Here is a 15,421-nt window from a genome sequence, read left to right as displayed (position 1 = left end):
CTCCCCATCGCCAAGGTGCGGATCGGGCATCCTCTAAGGAAATTCTACCATGGGTTTGTTCCGGACCGCCGTCCGTCCCTCAAAAAAACAGCGGGGGCGCGCGCGGCGCGCCCCCGCGGAAAGGGGCCCCGGGCCCTATGGGGCGCTGACGGCCCGGTAGGCGTTGATGCGGCCCCAATACCAGTAGCGCCCGGTCCCAGGGATCGGGTCCGCGGTGGACTCAAGGCGCCGGCGCACGCAGGTGTTGGTGGCGCACTTCCCGCTCGCCCAGATGAGGCCGGCCAGCCCGGCCACGTGGGGCGTTGCCATCGAGGTGCCGCTCAAAGCATCGTAGGTGGTGAAATAGCCATACTGGGTGGTCAGATAGACCGGCGTGTCCGGCATCGTGGAGAGGATGCGCACCCCGGGCGCTGCCACATCCACCCACGTGGCGCCGTAGTTGGAAAAGGAGGCCTTGTTGTCGTTCTCGTCCGTCGCAGCCACCGCGATGCAGTTGGTGTAGGCGGCGGGGTAAGTTTTGGCGCTGGAGCCGCTGTTGCCGGCTGCGCAGGCCAGGACCGCGCCCTTGCTCCACGCGTAGTCCACCGCGTTCTTCAACGTGGTCGAGCCGATGGAGCCGCCGAGGCTCAGGTTGATCACCTTCGCTCCGTTGTTGGCTGCCCAGACGATCCCATCGGCCACCTGGGCGTAGGTCCCGGAGCCGCTGGCGTCGAGGACCTTGGCCGCCAGCAGGCTGACCTGCCAGTTCATGCCCGCCACCCCGATCCCGTTGTTGGTCAGCGCCCCGATGGTCCCCGCCACGTGGGTCCCGTGGCCGTTGTCATCCTCCGCCACGTTGTCGTTGTTCACGAAGTCGCGCTGGGCAGCCACGGGGGGCAGATCCGGGTGGCGGTTGTCGATCCCGGTATCCACCACAGCGATGCGCACCGCGCTGGATCCGGTGGTGAGGTCCCAGGCCGCGTAGGCCTGGATTTTCCCCCAGGCCCATTGGGAGACACAGCCGGCCTTCGAGGAGTTGTAACAGGTGGTGTTGTCGTAGGGGTCGTTCGGATCCAGATCGATGGTGGCGATCCCGTTGGGCTCCGCGTATTCCACCATCGGGTGGCGGCTCAGCGCCGCCAGCACAGCGTCGAGGGCCTGAGGCGGGACTTTGGCCACCCAGACGCCCAGCAGGGTCTGGCGGTGGAGGCGCAGGCCGAAGGCCTGGGCCAGGGCGGCGGGGTCCGCTCCGGGGGCGAACTTCACCAGGACCTCATCGGGGACGTAACGGCCGGGGGGAAGTCCACGAGGGGATGGGACGCCGGGAGCCCAGCCGACCAGGCCGAAGACCAAGATCAAAAGCGCGACGTGCCATCGCTGTCCCATGGGAAGCCTCCTCCTAGGGGGTTTGGCGCGCTGTGCGGGGCTCCTGCGGGCTCCGCCCAGCGCCTTCCTTAAGAAGACCGCCCGTGGCCTCTTGGGAGATGCGTGGGACCGCCCTCAAACCCGCCCGGCCCAGCGGAGGGCGGCCTCGGCGTTGAAGAGGGCGGCCCCGGCCGCGCCCCGGATGGTGTTGTGGGTGAGGGCGACGAACTTCAAGGTGAAGACGGGGCAGGGCTGCACCCGGCCCACCACCACGCTCATGCCCCCGCCGGCCATGCGGTCCAGCCGCGGCTGCGGACGGTCGGGCTCGGTCCGGACCACAATGGGCTGTGGGACGGCGCTGGGGAGATCCGCCACTTCCTCCGGCGGCCGGTAGGCAGCCATCGCCCGCATGGCCGCCTCGGGGGAGATGCGTTCCGCCAGTTCCACGGAGAGACAGACCAAGTGTCCGTCTAGGGTGGGCACCCGGTTGGTCTGGGCGCTGAGGGCCAGGTCCGCCTCGCGGACCGCTCCGTTCGCCAGCCGCCCCAGGAGCTTACGGGGCTCCCGCTCCAGTTTCTCCTCCTCTCCGGCGATGTAGGGGAGGATGTTATCGACGATTTCCAGGGCTGGGACGCCGGGGTAGCCAGCCCCGGAGAGGGCCTGTAGGCTGACCAAGTGGGCCCGGCGGACGCCGTAGGGCATCAGGGCTTTGAGGGGAAGGACCACAGCGGTGGTGGTGCAGTTGGGATTGGTGAGCAGGGCGCCGGACCAACCTCGGATCTCCCGCTGACGGGAAAGCAGGTCCAGGTGATCGGGGTTGACGTCGGGCATAACCAGGGGGACGTCGGAGGCCATCCGATAGGCGGAAGCGTTGCTGGCCACCAAATACCCTGCGGCGGCGAAGCGCGGCTCGACCTCGCGGGCGATCTCCGAAGGCAGGGCGGAGAGGACGAGGTCCGCCTCGAAGCCCGGCTCGGTGGGCTGCACGATCATGGAGGCCGCCCACGGCGGCATCGGCGCGCTGAGCAACCACCGACATGCCTCCCCGTAGGGACGGCCCACCGAGCGGTCGGAGCCCGTCAGGGCCACCACCTGGAACCACGGGTGGCGGTCCAGAAGATGCACCAGCCATTGCCCCACCATTCCGGTGGCCCCCAGCACCGCCACCCGAAACCGCTTCCGTCCCATCTCCCTCCTCCGAACGGGCGGATGTTCTTGGGGAAAGCCAGCCGGGGCCCAGCGGCGCTGCGCCCCTATCTTATCCTCCGGTGGTGATGGCCCCCAGGGCCGCCGAGGAGACCAGCCGCGCATATTTGACGAAGAGGCCCGTGGTGTATTTGGGCGGCGGCGGGGTCCAGGCGGCTCGGCGTCGGGCCAGTTCTTCCTCGGGCAACTCCACGTTCACCACCCGGCGGTTCACGTCGATGACGATGGGATCGCCGTCCTGCAGGAGGGCGAGGGGACCGCCCACGGCGGCCTCTGGGGAGATGTGGCCGATCATCAGGCCGTGGGTGGCGCCCGAGAACCGGCCGTCGGTGAGCAAGGCCACCTCGTCCTTGAGGCCCTGGCCCACCAGGGCGGCGGTCACCACCAGCATCTCCCGCATGCCCGGCCCCCCCTTCGGCCCCTCGTAGCGCACCACCACCACATCCCCCGGCCGGATCTGGCCAGCGCTGACCGCCCGGAAGGCGTCTTCTTCGCTGTCGAACACCCGGGCCGGCCCCCGGTGGTAGCGTTTGGTGGTGCCGGTGACCTTGAGCACGCCGCCCTCTGGGGCGAGGTTGCCCCGTAGGATGACGTAGCCGCCTGTGGGGTGGAGGGGGTTGTGCACCGGCCGCACCACGTCCTGGCCCTCGGGGAAGACGACGTCGGCCAGGCGCTCGGCGATGGTCTCGCCCGTCACCGTGCGGCACTCCCCGTGGAGCAGCCCGGCGTCCAGGAGGGCCTTCATCACCACCGGCAACCCGCCGATGCGGTCCACGTCCGCCATCACGTAGCGGCCCGCCGGCTTGAGGTCGGCCAGGTGCGGGGTGCGCTCGCTGATGCGCTCGAAATCGTCCAAGGTCAGGGGGACGCCGGCCTCGTGGGCGATGGCCAGGAGGTGCAGGATCAGGTTGGTGGAGCCGCCCATGGCCGCCGCCACAGCGATGGCGTTCTCAAAGGCCTCCCGGGTCATCACATCCCGGGGGCGGATCCCGGCCTCGAGGATGCGGACGATGGCCCGCCCCGTCTCGTAGGCCAGGGCCTCGCGGGCCGGGCTGGGGGCGACGGGCGCGGCGGCGTTGGGCAGCGTCAGCCCCATGGCCTCAAAGGCGGAGGCCATGGTGTTGGCGGTGAACATCCCTCCGCAGGCGCCGTAGGTGGGCACGGCGGCCTCCTCCAGTTCGCGCAGTTCCTCGACGGTCATGCGTCCGCGGGAGACCGCCCCCACCGCCTCGAAGACATCCTGGATGGTCACCCGGCGGCCGCGCCAGTTTCCAGGCGGCACGCTGCCGCCATAAAGGTAAATGCTGGGGAGGTTCAGGCGGGCCATGGCCATCACACAGGCCGGCTGCGTTTTGTCGCAGCCCCCGATGGTCACCAGGGCGTCCAACTGGTAGGCGACTGCGGCCAGTTCGATGCTGTCGGCGATCAGCTCCCGGCTGACCAGGGAGGCCCTCATCCCCTCATGGCCCATGCCGATGGCGTCGTTGGCCGGCACGGCGTTGAACTCGATGGGCGTCCCTCCTGCGTCCCGGACCCCCTGTTTGACCCGCTCGGCCAGCCGGTTCAGGTGGTGGTTGCACGGTTGCATCTCGAACCAGGTGTTGGCGATGCCGATGAAGGGCCGCCGGAGGTCCTCGTCCCGCAGGCCCACGGCCCGGAACATGGCGCGGTGAGGGGCCCGCTCCAGGCCCTCCGTGACCTTTGCGCTGCGGTGCTTTCGTCCGTTCACGGTGCCCATCGTTTCGCCTCCGCAGAAGATCCAGTGATGGGATCATAGCGCCGCTGCGACCGATTCAGATCCGCTGACGGATGGCCTCTCCCATCTCCCGGGTGCCGACGATAGGTCCCTCCCCGTCGGCGATGTCGCGGGTGCGGTAGCCGTCGGCCAGGGCGGCCTCGACGGCCCGCTCGACAGCGGCGGCCTCTGCCTCCAAGCCCAGCCCGTGGCGCAGCAGCAGCGCCGCGCTCAGGATGGCCCCGATGGGGTTGGCCAGGTTGCGCCCGGCGATGTCCGGGGCGGAGCCGTGGACCGGCTCGAAGAGCCCCGGGGGCGTCTCGCCCAGAGAGGCCGAGGGCAGCATCCCCATGGAGCCGGCCAGCACCGCCGCCTCGTCCGTCAGGATGTCCCCGAACATGTTCTCGGTCACCACCACATCGAAGGCGGCCGGCCGCCGGATCAGGTGCATGGCGAAGGCATCCACCAGCACGTGCTCCAGGGCGACGTCCGGGAACTCCCGGCGGACCACGGCCTCGGTCACCCGGCGCCATAACCGGGAGGCGGCCAGGACGTTGGCCTTGTCCACCGAGGTGAGTTTCTTCCGGCGGGCGCGGGCCAATCCTGCCGCCAGCCGCACCACCCGCTCGATCTCGGGGCGGGTATAATGCATCGTATCATACGCCTCTTCCCCGTCGGGGCCGGCCTCTCGACGGGGGCCGAAATACAGCCCCCCCGTCAGTTCCCGCACGAAGAGGAGATCCACCCCCTGGATCACATGCCGTTTGAGGGGGGTGGCATCGACCAGGGCAGGGAAGGCGCGGACGGGCCGCAGGTTGGCGAAAAGCCCCAGGCCTTTGCGCAGGTCCAGCAGCCCTTGCTCGGGGCGGACCGGGGCGGTGGGGTCGTCCCACCGGGGGCCGCCCACCGCTCCGAGCAGGATCGCGTCGGACCGGCGGCAGCGGTCCAAGGTCTCCGGGGGAAGCGGCGAGCCCGTCGCCTCGATCGCCGCCCCGCCGATCAGGGCCTCGTGGAACTCGAACGTGTGCCCGAAGCGCCGGCCGACGGCTTCCAGGACGCGGACGGCCTCCGCGGTGACCTCCGGCCCGATGCCGTCGCCCGGGAGCACGGCGATGACGTAGCGTCCCATCGGTGGATCCCTCGGCTTCCAGGTGAGGTTCCCAGCGCCCTGGGTCAGGACAGCAGCCCGAACTCCAGGCTGTCCTCCAGGGCCAGGCGGCTGGCCTCCAGGATGTTGGTGGAGGCGCCGACGGTGCGCCAGACCCGGTGCCCGTTGGTGCTCTCGATCCAGACGCGGACCCGCGCGGCGGTCCCGGCGTCGCCGTTGAGGATCCGCACCCGGTAATCGGTGAGGTGGATGCGGGCCAGTTGTGGATAACAAGGCAGGAGGGCCTTGCGCAGGGCGGCGTCCAGGGCGTTGACCGGTCCGTTGCCCTCCGCGGCTGTGTGCACCACCTCCCCGCCCACCAGGACCTTGACCGCGGCCTCGGCCAGCGGGCTCCGTCCGTCCCGGCGCTCCACCATCACCACGTAATCCAGGACCCGGAAGGGCGGGATGTAATCCGGGCGGGCGCGCTGCAGCATCAGGATCACCGAGGCCTCGGCGTCTTCGAAATAGAACCCCTCGTTCTCCAGGGCCTTGATCTGCCGCACCACCGTCTGCACCGCCGGGTCGTCGGGGTCCAGGCGGATGCCAAACTCCATGGCCTTGGCCACGATGTTGCCGCGCCCGGAGAGCTCGGAGACCAGGACCCGCTTCACGTTGCCCACGCGGGCCGGGTCGATGTGCTGGTAGCTCTCCTCGGCCTTCAGGATGGCGGCGACGTGGATCCCGCCCTTGTGGGCGAAGGCGCTGGCCCCCACGTAGGGCTGGTGGGCGTCGTGGGGCAGGTTGGCCACCTCGGCCACGAAGCGGGAGATCTCCGTCAGGCGGGCCAGTTGCGCGTCGGTCACGCAGTCGATGCCCATCTTCAGTTTCAAGTTGGCGATGATGGAGATCAGGTTGGCGTTGCCCACTCGCTCCCCGTAGCCGTTGATGGTCCCCTGGACCTGTCGGACCCCCCGGCGGACGGCGGCCAGGGAGTTGGCCACGGCCAGTTCGGCGTCGTTGTGGGCGTGGATGCCCAAGGGAACAGGGACGGCCCGCCGGGCGGCCTCGACCCCTTCCTCGATCTCCCACGGCATGGAGCCGCCGTTGGTGTCGCAGAGGACGATCCAGTCGGCCCCGCCCTCCGCCGCGGCCCGCAGGGTGGCCAGGGCGTAGTCCGGGTTGCGCTTCCAACCGTCGAAGAAATGCTCGGCGTCGTAAACCACCTCCCGCCCGTGGGCCTTCAGGAGGGCCACGCTCTCCCAGATCATGGCCAGGTTCTCCTCGAGGGTGGTCTCCAGCACCCGGTGGACGTGGAGGTCCCACGATTTGCCCACCACGGTGACCACGGGGGTCTCCGCCTCCAGCAAGGCCCGCAGGTTCTCGTCCTCCTCGGCCCGGCGGTCCGGGCGTCGGGTCATGCCGAAGGCGGCGATGCGGGCATGGCGAAAGGTCCGGCCCCGGACCCGCCGGAAGTATTCCGCGTCCTTGGGGTTGGAGCCGGGCCATCCGCCCTCGATATAGTGGATCCCCAGTTCGTCCAGCCGCTCTGTGATGCGGAGCTTGTCCTCAACGGTGAAGGAGATGCCTTCGCGTTGGCTGCCATCGCGCAGGGTTGTATCGTATAAGGCGACGGGAACCATTGCACACCTCCTGGACGGGAATGGGTTGAGAGCGAGAGGGCGCCAGGACGGCGGCAATGGCGCGGACGGCCCTGGCCAGGGCCTCCAGGGTGCAGCCCCCGCCCAGGGCAGTCCGGGTCCACCTCCTTTCGCGGCGCGCCATGGAGCCTCCTTCTCGCGCTGAAGGGCTTGGGCTTAACCGGCGCGGGCGCCGGCCTGCAGCCGGGCCCGGGTATAGGGGATGAGGCCTCCCGCCCGGATCAGTTCCAGCATGAAGGGCGGGTAGGGTTTGGCCCGGAAGACCGTCCCGGCCCGGCGGTTCAGGATCTCGCCGGTGTCGAGGCGGACCTCCAGTTCGTCCCCCGGCTGGGTGGCTTCGACAGCCTCCGGGCATTCCAGGACCGGCAGGCCGATGTTGATGGCGTTGCGGAAGAAGATGCGGGCGAAGGATTTGGCGATGACGCAGGAGATCCCGGCGGCCTTCAGGCTGATCGGGGCGTGCTCCCGGGAGGAGCCGCTGCCGAAGTTGCGGCCGGCCACCACGATGTCGCCCGGCCGGACCTTGCGGGGGAACTCCGGGTCCACCCCCTCCATGCAATGGGCCGCCAGCTCATGGGGGTCGGTGGTGTTGAGGTAGCGGCCGGGGATGATCACATCGGTGTCGATGTTGTCCCCGAACACCCATGCCCGTCCGTGGAAGCGCATCCGGCCCTCCTATTCGATCTCGGGTTCGGTGAAGTTGTAGCAACCCATCATGCAATCGACCACCCATCCGGTGGGGTCATCCCCCGGGTCTGGGGGGGCCGCGGTGCTCTCCGCGGCCAGGGCGGCCTCCAGCACGGCTTCCCAGATTTCATCGGTATACGGGTGGCTCTCCATGGCTTCCCCTCCGAAAACGGTTTCCCCGTTCACGCCGGGACAGCGGCCAGAACCTCCTCGGGGCTGGCGATGCGGCCCAGGATGGCGCTGGCCGCGGCCACGGCCGGGTTGGCCAAATAGACCTCGCTGGTGGGATGGCCCATGCGGCCGATGAAGTTCCGGTTGGTGGTGGAGACGCAGCGCTCGCCGGGACCCAGCACTCCGGAGTAGCCTCCCATGCACGGGCCGCAGGAAGGCAACCCCACCACCGCCCCCGCCTCCACAAAGAGATCGATCAACCCCTCGGCCAGGGCCTGGCGGTAGGTGGGCCCGCTGCCGGGGATGATGATGCAGCGGACCTCGGGGTGCACCCGGCGGCCCTGGAGGACGCGAGCCGCCAGCCGCAGGTCCTCGATCCGCCCGTTGGTGCAGGAGCCGATGAACACCTGATCGATGCGCACGTCGCTCAGTTCACCGACGGGGCGCACGTTGGAAGGCAGGTGCGGGACCGCCACCACCGGCTCCCAATCGCTGACGTTGAAATCCAGTTCGATCTCGTAGCGGGCGTCCGGGTCCTCGGCGTAGACGGTGAAGGGGCGCCGGGCCCGAGGGCGGATGTAATCCAGCGTCTTCTCGTCCACGTCCATCAGGCCGGCCTTGGCCCCCGCCTCGATGGCCATGTTGGCGATGGTGAAGCGGCCGTCCATGCTCAGGCCGCGGATGACCGGGCCGGTGAAATACATGGCCATGTACAGGGCGCCGTCCACTCCGATCCGGCCGATGGTGTGGAGGATGAGATCCTTGGCCGTCACCCACGGGCGCAGGGTCCCGTGGTAGAACAGCCTCATCGTCGCCGGGACCTTGAGCCAGAGCCGGCCGGTGGCCATGGCCACGGCGGCGTCGGTGGAGCCGACGCCGGTGGCGAAGGCCCCCAGGGCCCCATAGGTGCAAGTGTGGGAGTCGGCCCCGATGATGATCTCCCCGGGGAGCACCAGCCCCTGCTCCGGCAGCACGATGTGCTCGATGCCCCCATCGCGGCCGCCCTCGAAGTAGAGGATGCCCTTGCGGCGGGCCCACGCGCGCACCGTCATGCACTGCTCGGCGGCCTTGATGTTCGGCGGCGGAACGAAGTGGTCCGCCACGAAGGCCACCCGCGATCGGTCGAAGACCTCCTCCACACCGATCTTCTCGAACTCTCGGATGGCCAGGGCGGCGGTGATGTCGTTGGCCATCACGAAGTCCACCTGCACCTCGACCAGTTCGCCGGGCTCCACCCGCTCCAACCCGGCGTGGGCGGCGATGATCTTCTCCGCCATCGTCATCCCCATGGATGACCTCCGCAGCGAAGGGTGTCGATCAAGGGACAGGGATGGAAAGGGCCATGCGGGCCTCCGAAGAGGCGCGGGCGCGACGCAACAGGGCGTTGAGGTAGGCCTTGGCGGCGGCCACCACGATGTCCGTGTCGGCCCCGAAGCCGCCGGCGATCTCGCCGGTCTGGGGGTCCTCCACCTGGACGAAGACCCGACCCATCGTGTCGCGGCCGGGGGTGACCGCGTGCACATTGAACTCCAGCAGGCGGGCCTGCACCCCGAGGGCGGCCTCAATGGCCCGATAGGCCGCGTCCACCGGCCCGTTGCCGGTCCCGGTGGCCACCCGCTCCTGGCCCTCCGGCCCCACCAGCCGGACCGTGGCGGTAGCGATGAGGGGCGTCCCGCAGGTCACCTGCAATACATCCAGCCGCCAGGTCTGGCCGGCGCTCTCGGTGAAGTCGGCCATCATGGCCTCCAGGTCGAAGTCGGTTACGTATTTCTTGCGGTCGCACAGGGCCTTGAACCGACGGAAGGCCTCCTCGAAGGCCTCGGGCGGGAGGTGGTAGCCCATCTGCTCCAGGCGGACCCGGAAGGCGTGCCGGCCGGAATGCTTGCCCAGGACCAGCCGGGACTCCGGCACGCCGACGGTTTCCGGCCGCATGATCTCGTAGGTCAGCGGGTTCTTCAGCATGCCGTCCTGGTGGATGCCCGCCTCGTGGGCGAAAGCGTTGGCACCCACAATGGCCTTGTTGGGCTGCACCGGGATGCCGGTGAGGGCACTCACCAGGCGGCTGGTCCGGTAGATCTGCGTGGTGTCGATGTGGGTGCGGACCCCGAAGACGTCCCGGCGGGTGTGGAGGGCCATCACCACCTCCTCCAGGGCGGTGTTGCCCGCCCGCTCCCCGATGCCGTTGACGGTCACCTCGACTTGGCGGGCGCCGTTGCGGATGGCGGCCAGGGTGTTGGCGGTGGCCAGGCCCAGGTCGTTGTGGCAGTGGGCGGAGAGGATCACCCGCTCCACCCCGGGGACCCGGCGGCGGATCTCGGCGAAGAGGCTCCCGTACTCCTCGGGCGTGGTGTAGCCCACCGTGTCCGGAATGTTCAGGGTGGCGGCCCCTGCCTCCACGGCGACCGTCAGGGCCTGCATCAGGAAGTCCCGGTCGGTGCGCCCGGCGTCCTCGGGGGAGAACTCCACGTCCGCGCACAGGCTGCGGGCGTAGGCCACCATCTCCCGGATGCGGGCCAGGCATTCCTCTCGGGTCATCCGCAGTTTGTATTGGAGATGGATGTCCGAGGTGGCCAAGAAGACATGGATGCGCGGGCGGGGGGCCTCCCGGACCGCCTCCCAGCAAGCGTCGATGTCCTCCCGGTTCGCCCGGGCCAGCCCGGCGATCACCGGGGGGCCGTTGGGGCGGTCCTGCCCCAGCGGCCCGATCTCCCGGGCGATCCGGCGCACCGCCTCGAAGTCCCCCGGCGAGGCGATGGGGAACCCCGCCTCGATGATGTCCACCCCCAGGCGGACCAACTGGCGGGCGATCTCCAATTTCTCCTCCACCGTGAGGGTCGCCCCCGGCGACTGCTCCCCGTCCCGCAGGGTGGTGTCGAAGATCCGGACGACATCATCTCCCATGGGCGCCTCCTTCCCGGACGCAATGGCCCTCATACCTCTTTGGGGTTGAGCCAAGGCATCATGGCCCTCAGGCGGCGACCGACCTCCTCGATGGGATGCCGGCGCTCCTCCTCGCGCTTGGCGTTGAACCACGGGCGGCCCTTCGCGTTCTCCTCGATCCATTCCTCCGCGAAGGCACCGCTGCGGATCTCCTCCAGGATCTGCTTCATCGTCGCTCGCACGTGGTCGTCGATCACGCGGGGGCCGCTCCGGTAGTCACCGTATTCGGCGGTGTCGCTCACCGAGTAGCGCATATACGAGAGACCGCCCTGGTACATGAGGTCCACGATCAACTTCAGTTCGTGGAGGCACTCGAAGTAGGCGATCTCCGGCTGATAGCCGGCCTCCACCAGGATCTCGAAGGCGGCCTTGATGAGGTGGGTGACCCCGCCGCAGAGCACCACCTGCTCGCCGAACAGGTCCGTCTCCGTCTCCTCGGCGAAGGTGGTCTCGATCACCCCGGCGCGGGTGCAGCCGATGGCTTTGGCGTAGGCCAGGGCCGTGGCCAGAGCCTTGCCCGTGGCGTCCTGGTGCACGGCCACCAGGCCGGGGACCCCACCGCCCTCCCGGAACATTTCCCGCATGCGGTGGCCGGGGGACTTGGGGGCCACCATGCTGACGTCGACATCGGGCGGCGGCACGATCTGGCCGAACCGGATGTTGAAGCCGTGGGCGAACATCAGGGTCTTGCCGGGCGCCAGGTGGGGGGCCACCGCCTCCCGGTAGAGGGCCGGCTGGGCGGGGTCGGGGACCAGCATCACGATGATGTCGGAGCGGCGCACTGCCTCGGCCACCTCATAGACCGGCAGGCCGTCGGCCTCGGCCTTCTCCCAGGATTTGCTGCCCCGGTAAAGTCCCACGCACACATCGCAGCCGCTGTCCTTGAGGTTAAGGGCGTGGGCATGGCCCTGGCTGCCGTAGCCCAGGACGGCGATCCGGCGCCCGTTGAGCAGGCTCAGGTCCGCATCCGCATCGTAATAGATCCGCGCCATGGGAGCCTCCAGGCTCGCGGAGTTGGTTCATGGAACGACTTCAGCCGTCCGATCGAGAGGGGCGGCTTCGGCGTGGCCCCGCGGCATCGCCAAGGGGCCCGACCGGGTAACGGCGACTATGCCGAAGCGCTGCAACCGGGCGATGAAGGAGTCCACCTTGTCCGCCGAGCCGGTCACCTCCAGGATGAGGGTCTCCGGGCCTACATCGACGATGCGCGCCCGGTAGAACTCCGCCAGTTGGGCGATCTCCACCCAAGCCTCGGCGGGGGCTTGCACCTTCACCAGGGCCACGTCTCGGACCACCAGGGGCTGCCCGCCCCAGTCCTCCACCGCCTTCACGCAGAGCAGCTTCTCCAGGTTGGCCCGCACCCGCTCCGGATCGACCTGGGCCGGATCCACCGGGATGACCAGCCGCAGATCCTGAGGGTCCTCGGTGCGACAGATCGAGATGAAGCCGACGGGCAAGTGCCGACGGCGCAGCAGATGGAACACCCGGTTCAGGCTTTCCACGGAGTTCTCCACGGTCAACGCCAGCCAGTGGGGCATCGTCATCCCCTCCTGAAGGCTCACGGCACAGCCTTCACGCCCGGCGCGATCAGCATATCGTGCACCGTCATCCCCGAGGGGATCATCGGGAAGCAGTTCTCCTCGGGGTCCACGAGAAGGTCGACCACCACGGGGCGGTCGGTGATCGCCAGGGCCTGGCGGATGGCCGGTTCCACCTGGTCCGGCCGCTCCACCCGGATCCCGGCCGCGCCCACCGCCTCGGCCATGCGGGCGAAATCGGGGTTGGCCAGGTAGACGGCGGAGTAGCGCCGGTTGTAGAAGAGCTCCTGCCACTGGCGGACCATGCCCAGATACTGGTTGTTGATGATGAAGACCTTGATGGGCAGCCGCCATTCGACGGCGGTGATCAAGGCCTGGAAGGTCATCTGGAAACTGCCGTCGCCGTTGATGTTGATCACCAGCCGGTCAGGGCGGCCGAACTGGGCCCCCACCGCCGCCGGCAGGCTGAACCCCATGGTCCCCAGCCCGCCCGAGGTGATGCAGGTGCGCGGCTCGGTCCAGGTGAAGAACTGGGCGGCCCACATCTGGTGCTGGCCCACATCCAAGGTGACGATGGGCCGGTAGTCCTTGGTCAGTTCGTAGATCATCTGGATGGCGAACTGGGGCTTGATGACCCGGTCGTCCTGGCGGTAACGCAGAGGGTAACGGGCCTTCCATTCCTGGATCTGCCGCCACCACGCCTCGGTGTCGGGCGGGCGGACGAAGGGGAGCAGCGCCTGCAGGATCTGCTTGGCGTCGCCGACCAGGGCGATGTCGGCCTTGCGGTTCTTGTTGATCTCCGCCGGATCGATGTCGATGTGGATCACCTTCGCGTGGGGGGCGAAGGCCGAGAGCTTTCCAGTCACCCGATCGTCAAAGCGGGCGCCCACGGCGATGATCAGATCAGAGAAATTGATGGCGAAGTTGGCGTAGACGGTCCCGTGCATCCCCAGCATCTTGAGGGAATACGGATGGTCCTCGGGGAAGGCCCCCAGACCCATCAGGGTGGTGGTCACCGGGATGCGGGCTTTCTCGGCCAGGGCGCGCACCTCCGGCGCCGCGCCAGCGTGGATGACCCCCCCGCCGACATAGAGGATGGGGCGCCGGGAGGCGGCGATCAGGTCGGCCGCCTGCCGAAGGAGGCCCTCGTCCGGGGAGCGACGGGTGGATCCGGCGGGCCGGTAGGCCTCCGGATCGTCCGGGGCGAACTCCGCCTCGGTCAGCAGCACATCCCGCGGGAGGTCCACCAGGGTGGGGCCAGGACGACCGTCGGTGGCCAGGTGGAAGGCCCGATGGACGGCCTCGAGGGCCTGCGTCGGCTTCCGCACCAGCCAGTTGTGTTTGGTCACGGACATGGTAAGGCCAATGACGTCGGCCTCCTGGAAGGCGTCGCCGCCCATGAAGAACGTGGGGACCTGGCCGGTGAGGGCCACCACGGGGGTGGAGTCCATCATGGCATCGGTCAGCCCGGTGATCAGGTTGGTCGCGCCAGGGCCGGAGGTGGTCAGGCAGACCCCGGGGCGTCCGGTGGCTCGGGCGTAGCCTTCGGCGGCGTGGATCGCACACTGCTCATGGCGCATGAGGATGTGGCGGATCTGGGGGTAATCGCACAGGGCGTCATAGAGGGGGAGGGAAGCCCCGCCGGGGATCCCGAAGACGACCTCCACGCCCTCCCGAACCAGGGCCTCCATCACCGCCCACGCCGTCTTCATCCGACGGCGCTCCCGACGGATGGTCCGGGCCGTTATGGGAACGGCGGTTGTCGCTTCCATCGCGCTCCTCCTTTCGGCGGGCGGGGAATAAATGTGGAGGGGGCCTCCCGTTTGGGAGGCCCCCTCCGGATGCGCTGTGCCTGTGTTGCGATAGACCTGGGCTAGCCGGCGGTGGCTCCCTCCCAAACGGGCATCGCCTCCCCGAGGCGAAGGATGCCCCGAAGGATGAGGACGATAAGGACGAGGGAGAGAACCACCGGCACCGTCGTCATCGGAACCCAGCACCCTGGCCCTGAGATTTGCCCTTGTTTATAGCACAGATGGGCGGCTTTGTCAAGAGGCCTCCTGGCGGGTAGAGGATCCCCGGCCCCTTGCGGCGGCGGGGATCTTGTGCTATCTTTGGATCCAGGCCGAGGAGACTGACGGATGGGTGGCGGGAAGTCCGGTGGGAGACCGGCGCTGCCCCGCAGCGGTAACCGGGGACGAAAGCCGCTGGGCGTAGCCGCTCCGCTGGGCTGCGCGACTCGCCACTGGGGCCCTGCCCTGGGAAGGCGCGGCGAGTAGGACGATCCGGGAGCCCGAAGACCGGCCCATCCGCCCCGTTGCGCCATCGCCTCGCGGGAGGGCGACGGCGCCCGTCGGCTGGGGACCCGACGGTTTCCTCCGTGATCGGCCTTCCCGCACGATCCCACCGCACCGGAGGCGGCCATGGTCGTGCGGTCTACTCGTCATGCCCGGCTGGCGGCGTGGCTGCGTGCGGCTGGGCTTCCAGAACCCCTTGTGCAGCAGGCCTGGGAGGAGGCCCGGGCGCACGGGTTGGAGGCTTTGGAGCCTTCCACCGCCCTGGAGGGGCTGATCTTGCTGGCGACTGCCCGCATCGTCGAGGATCCCCTCTGGGAGCGGGCTGCGGCCGCTTGGATGCGTCGGCGTATCGCCCTGGAGGCCACCGGGGCGGAAGCGCCGGACAGCGTTCAGGCCTTTCCGGCTTATATCCGGAAAGGGGTCGAGCGGGGCACCTTGCATCCGGACCTTTTGACCTTCGATCTGGAGCGCCTGGCCGGCGCCCTGCGCCCGGAGCGGGACGCGCTCCTGCCCTACATAGGCCTGGCCACCCTTTACGATCGTTACTTGGTGCGGGACCCCGAGACGCGACAGGTGTTGGAGACGCCCCAGTTCATGTGGATGCGGGTGGCCATGGGCCTGGCCCTGCAGGAGCCGGAGAAGGAAGCCTGGGCCCTGCGGTTCTATGAGGCCATCAGCACCCTGCGTTTTCTGCCCAGCACCCCCACCTTGTTCAACAGCGGGACGCCCCATCATCAACTCGCTTCTTGTTATCTCTA

At 69.0% G+C, this 15,421-nt stretch carries 13 protein-coding genes and 1 riboswitch; of the genes, 1 reads left to right on the top strand and 12 read right to left on the bottom strand.

All coding sequences use genetic code 11. The features are described 5' to 3' along the window. Nucleotides 1-135: 135 nt before the first annotated feature. The 12 genes from C4313_RS00315 to ilvB form a co-directional block, all read right to left on the bottom strand. Complete coding sequence (locus C4313_RS00315; protein WP_352427879.1) at nt 136-1,365, bottom strand: S8 family peptidase; 1,230 nt, start codon at nt 1,363-1,365, stop codon at nt 136-138. Nucleotides 1,366-1,479: 114 nt separating this feature from the next. Further along, nucleotides 1,480-2,532 (bottom strand): aspartate-semialdehyde dehydrogenase, encoded by a 1,053-nt coding sequence (asd, locus tag C4313_RS00310; protein ID WP_352427878.1) that lies wholly within the window; start codon nt 2,530-2,532, stop codon nt 1,480-1,482. A gap of 70 nt (nt 2,533-2,602) precedes the next feature. Next, nucleotides 2,603-4,288, bottom strand: a complete 1,686-nt coding sequence (gene ilvD / locus C4313_RS00305; protein ID WP_352427877.1) for a dihydroxy-acid dehydratase — start codon at nt 4,286-4,288, stop codon at nt 2,603-2,605. Between the two features lie 55 nt (nt 4,289-4,343). Next, the gene (gene leuB / locus C4313_RS00300; RefSeq protein WP_352427876.1) at nt 4,344-5,414 is read right to left on the bottom strand and encodes a 3-isopropylmalate dehydrogenase; all 1,071 of its coding nucleotides are present in this window, start codon (nt 5,412-5,414) and stop codon (nt 4,344-4,346) included. A gap of 44 nt (nt 5,415-5,458) precedes the next feature. Continuing rightward, a complete protein-coding gene (cimA, locus tag C4313_RS00295) occupies nt 5,459-7,015 on the bottom strand; it encodes a citramalate synthase (protein ID WP_352427875.1) in 1,557 nt (518 codons plus the stop codon). Between the two features lie 174 nt (nt 7,016-7,189). Then, complete coding sequence (locus C4313_RS00290) at nt 7,190-7,699, bottom strand: 3-isopropylmalate dehydratase small subunit (RefSeq protein ID WP_352427874.1); 510 nt, start codon at nt 7,697-7,699, stop codon at nt 7,190-7,192. A 9-nt stretch (nt 7,700-7,708) separates the two neighbouring features. Next, entirely contained in the window at nt 7,709-7,873 is a 165-nt protein-coding gene (locus C4313_RS00285) for a hypothetical protein (protein WP_352427873.1), read from the bottom strand. A 29-nt stretch (nt 7,874-7,902) separates the two neighbouring features. Beyond that, nucleotides 7,903-9,180, bottom strand: coding sequence for a 3-isopropylmalate dehydratase large subunit (leuC, locus tag C4313_RS00280; RefSeq protein WP_352427872.1), 1,278 nt, complete (start codon nt 9,178-9,180; stop codon nt 7,903-7,905). A 28-nt stretch (nt 9,181-9,208) separates the two neighbouring features. Continuing rightward, nucleotides 9,209-10,792, bottom strand: coding sequence for a 2-isopropylmalate synthase (locus C4313_RS00275; protein ID WP_352427871.1), 1,584 nt, complete (start codon nt 10,790-10,792; stop codon nt 9,209-9,211). 29 nt (nt 10,793-10,821) lie between these two features. Continuing rightward, complete coding sequence (gene ilvC / locus C4313_RS00270) at nt 10,822-11,823, bottom strand: ketol-acid reductoisomerase (RefSeq protein ID WP_352427870.1); 1,002 nt, start codon at nt 11,821-11,823, stop codon at nt 10,822-10,824. A gap of 27 nt (nt 11,824-11,850) precedes the next feature. Then, nucleotides 11,851-12,369 (bottom strand): acetolactate synthase small subunit, encoded by a 519-nt coding sequence (gene ilvN, locus C4313_RS00265; protein ID WP_352427869.1) that lies wholly within the window; start codon nt 12,367-12,369, stop codon nt 11,851-11,853. A 20-nt stretch (nt 12,370-12,389) separates the two neighbouring features. Then, nucleotides 12,390-14,141, bottom strand: coding sequence for a biosynthetic-type acetolactate synthase large subunit (ilvB, locus tag C4313_RS00260; protein WP_352427868.1), 1,752 nt, complete (start codon nt 14,139-14,141; stop codon nt 12,390-12,392). Nucleotides 14,142-14,492: 351 nt separating this feature from the next. Next, nucleotides 14,493-14,689: riboswitch (cobalamin riboswitch) on the top strand. Between the two features lie 100 nt (nt 14,690-14,789). Here ilvB and C4313_RS00255 point away from each other — a divergent pair. Next, on the top strand, nt 14,790-15,421 hold a 632-nt coding region (locus C4313_RS00255), incomplete at its 3' end, for a ribonucleotide reductase N-terminal alpha domain-containing protein (RefSeq protein WP_352427867.1).

The organism is Thermoflexus sp., from assembly GCF_040289485.1.
Lineage (GTDB): Bacteria > Chloroflexota > Anaerolineae > Thermoflexales > Thermoflexaceae > Thermoflexus.
The sequence above is the reverse complement of the archived record's forward strand: the minus strand, read 5'-3'. Positions and strand labels throughout refer to the sequence as shown.

Coding starts and splice junctions, on each gene's coding strand:
- C4313_RS00315 (WP_352427879.1), bottom strand. CDS start 1,365: ATGGGACAGCGATGGCACGTCGCGCTTTTGATCTTGGTCTTCGGCCTG.
- asd (WP_352427878.1), bottom strand. CDS start 2,532: ATGGGACGGAAGCGGTTTCGGGTGGCGGTGCTGGGGGCCACCGGAATG.
- ilvD (WP_352427877.1), bottom strand. CDS start 4,288: ATGGGCACCGTGAACGGACGAAAGCACCGCAGCGCAAAGGTCACGGAG.
- leuB (WP_352427876.1), bottom strand. CDS start 5,414: ATGGGACGCTACGTCATCGCCGTGCTCCCGGGCGACGGCATCGGGCCG.
- cimA (WP_352427875.1), bottom strand. CDS start 7,015: ATGGTTCCCGTCGCCTTATACGATACAACCCTGCGCGATGGCAGCCAA.
- C4313_RS00290 (WP_352427874.1), bottom strand. CDS start 7,699: ATGCGCTTCCACGGACGGGCATGGGTGTTCGGGGACAACATCGACACC.
- C4313_RS00285 (WP_352427873.1), bottom strand. CDS start 7,873: ATGGAGAGCCACCCGTATACCGATGAAATCTGGGAAGCCGTGCTGGAG.
- leuC (WP_352427872.1), bottom strand. CDS start 9,180: ATGGGGATGACGATGGCGGAGAAGATCATCGCCGCCCACGCCGGGTTG.
- C4313_RS00275 (WP_352427871.1), bottom strand. CDS start 10,792: ATGGGAGATGATGTCGTCCGGATCTTCGACACCACCCTGCGGGACGGG.
- ilvC (WP_352427870.1), bottom strand. CDS start 11,823: ATGGCGCGGATCTATTACGATGCGGATGCGGACCTGAGCCTGCTCAAC.
- ilvN (WP_352427869.1), bottom strand. CDS start 12,369: ATGCCCCACTGGCTGGCGTTGACCGTGGAGAACTCCGTGGAAAGCCTG.
- ilvB (WP_352427868.1), bottom strand. CDS start 14,141: ATGGAAGCGACAACCGCCGTTCCCATAACGGCCCGGACCATCCGTCGG.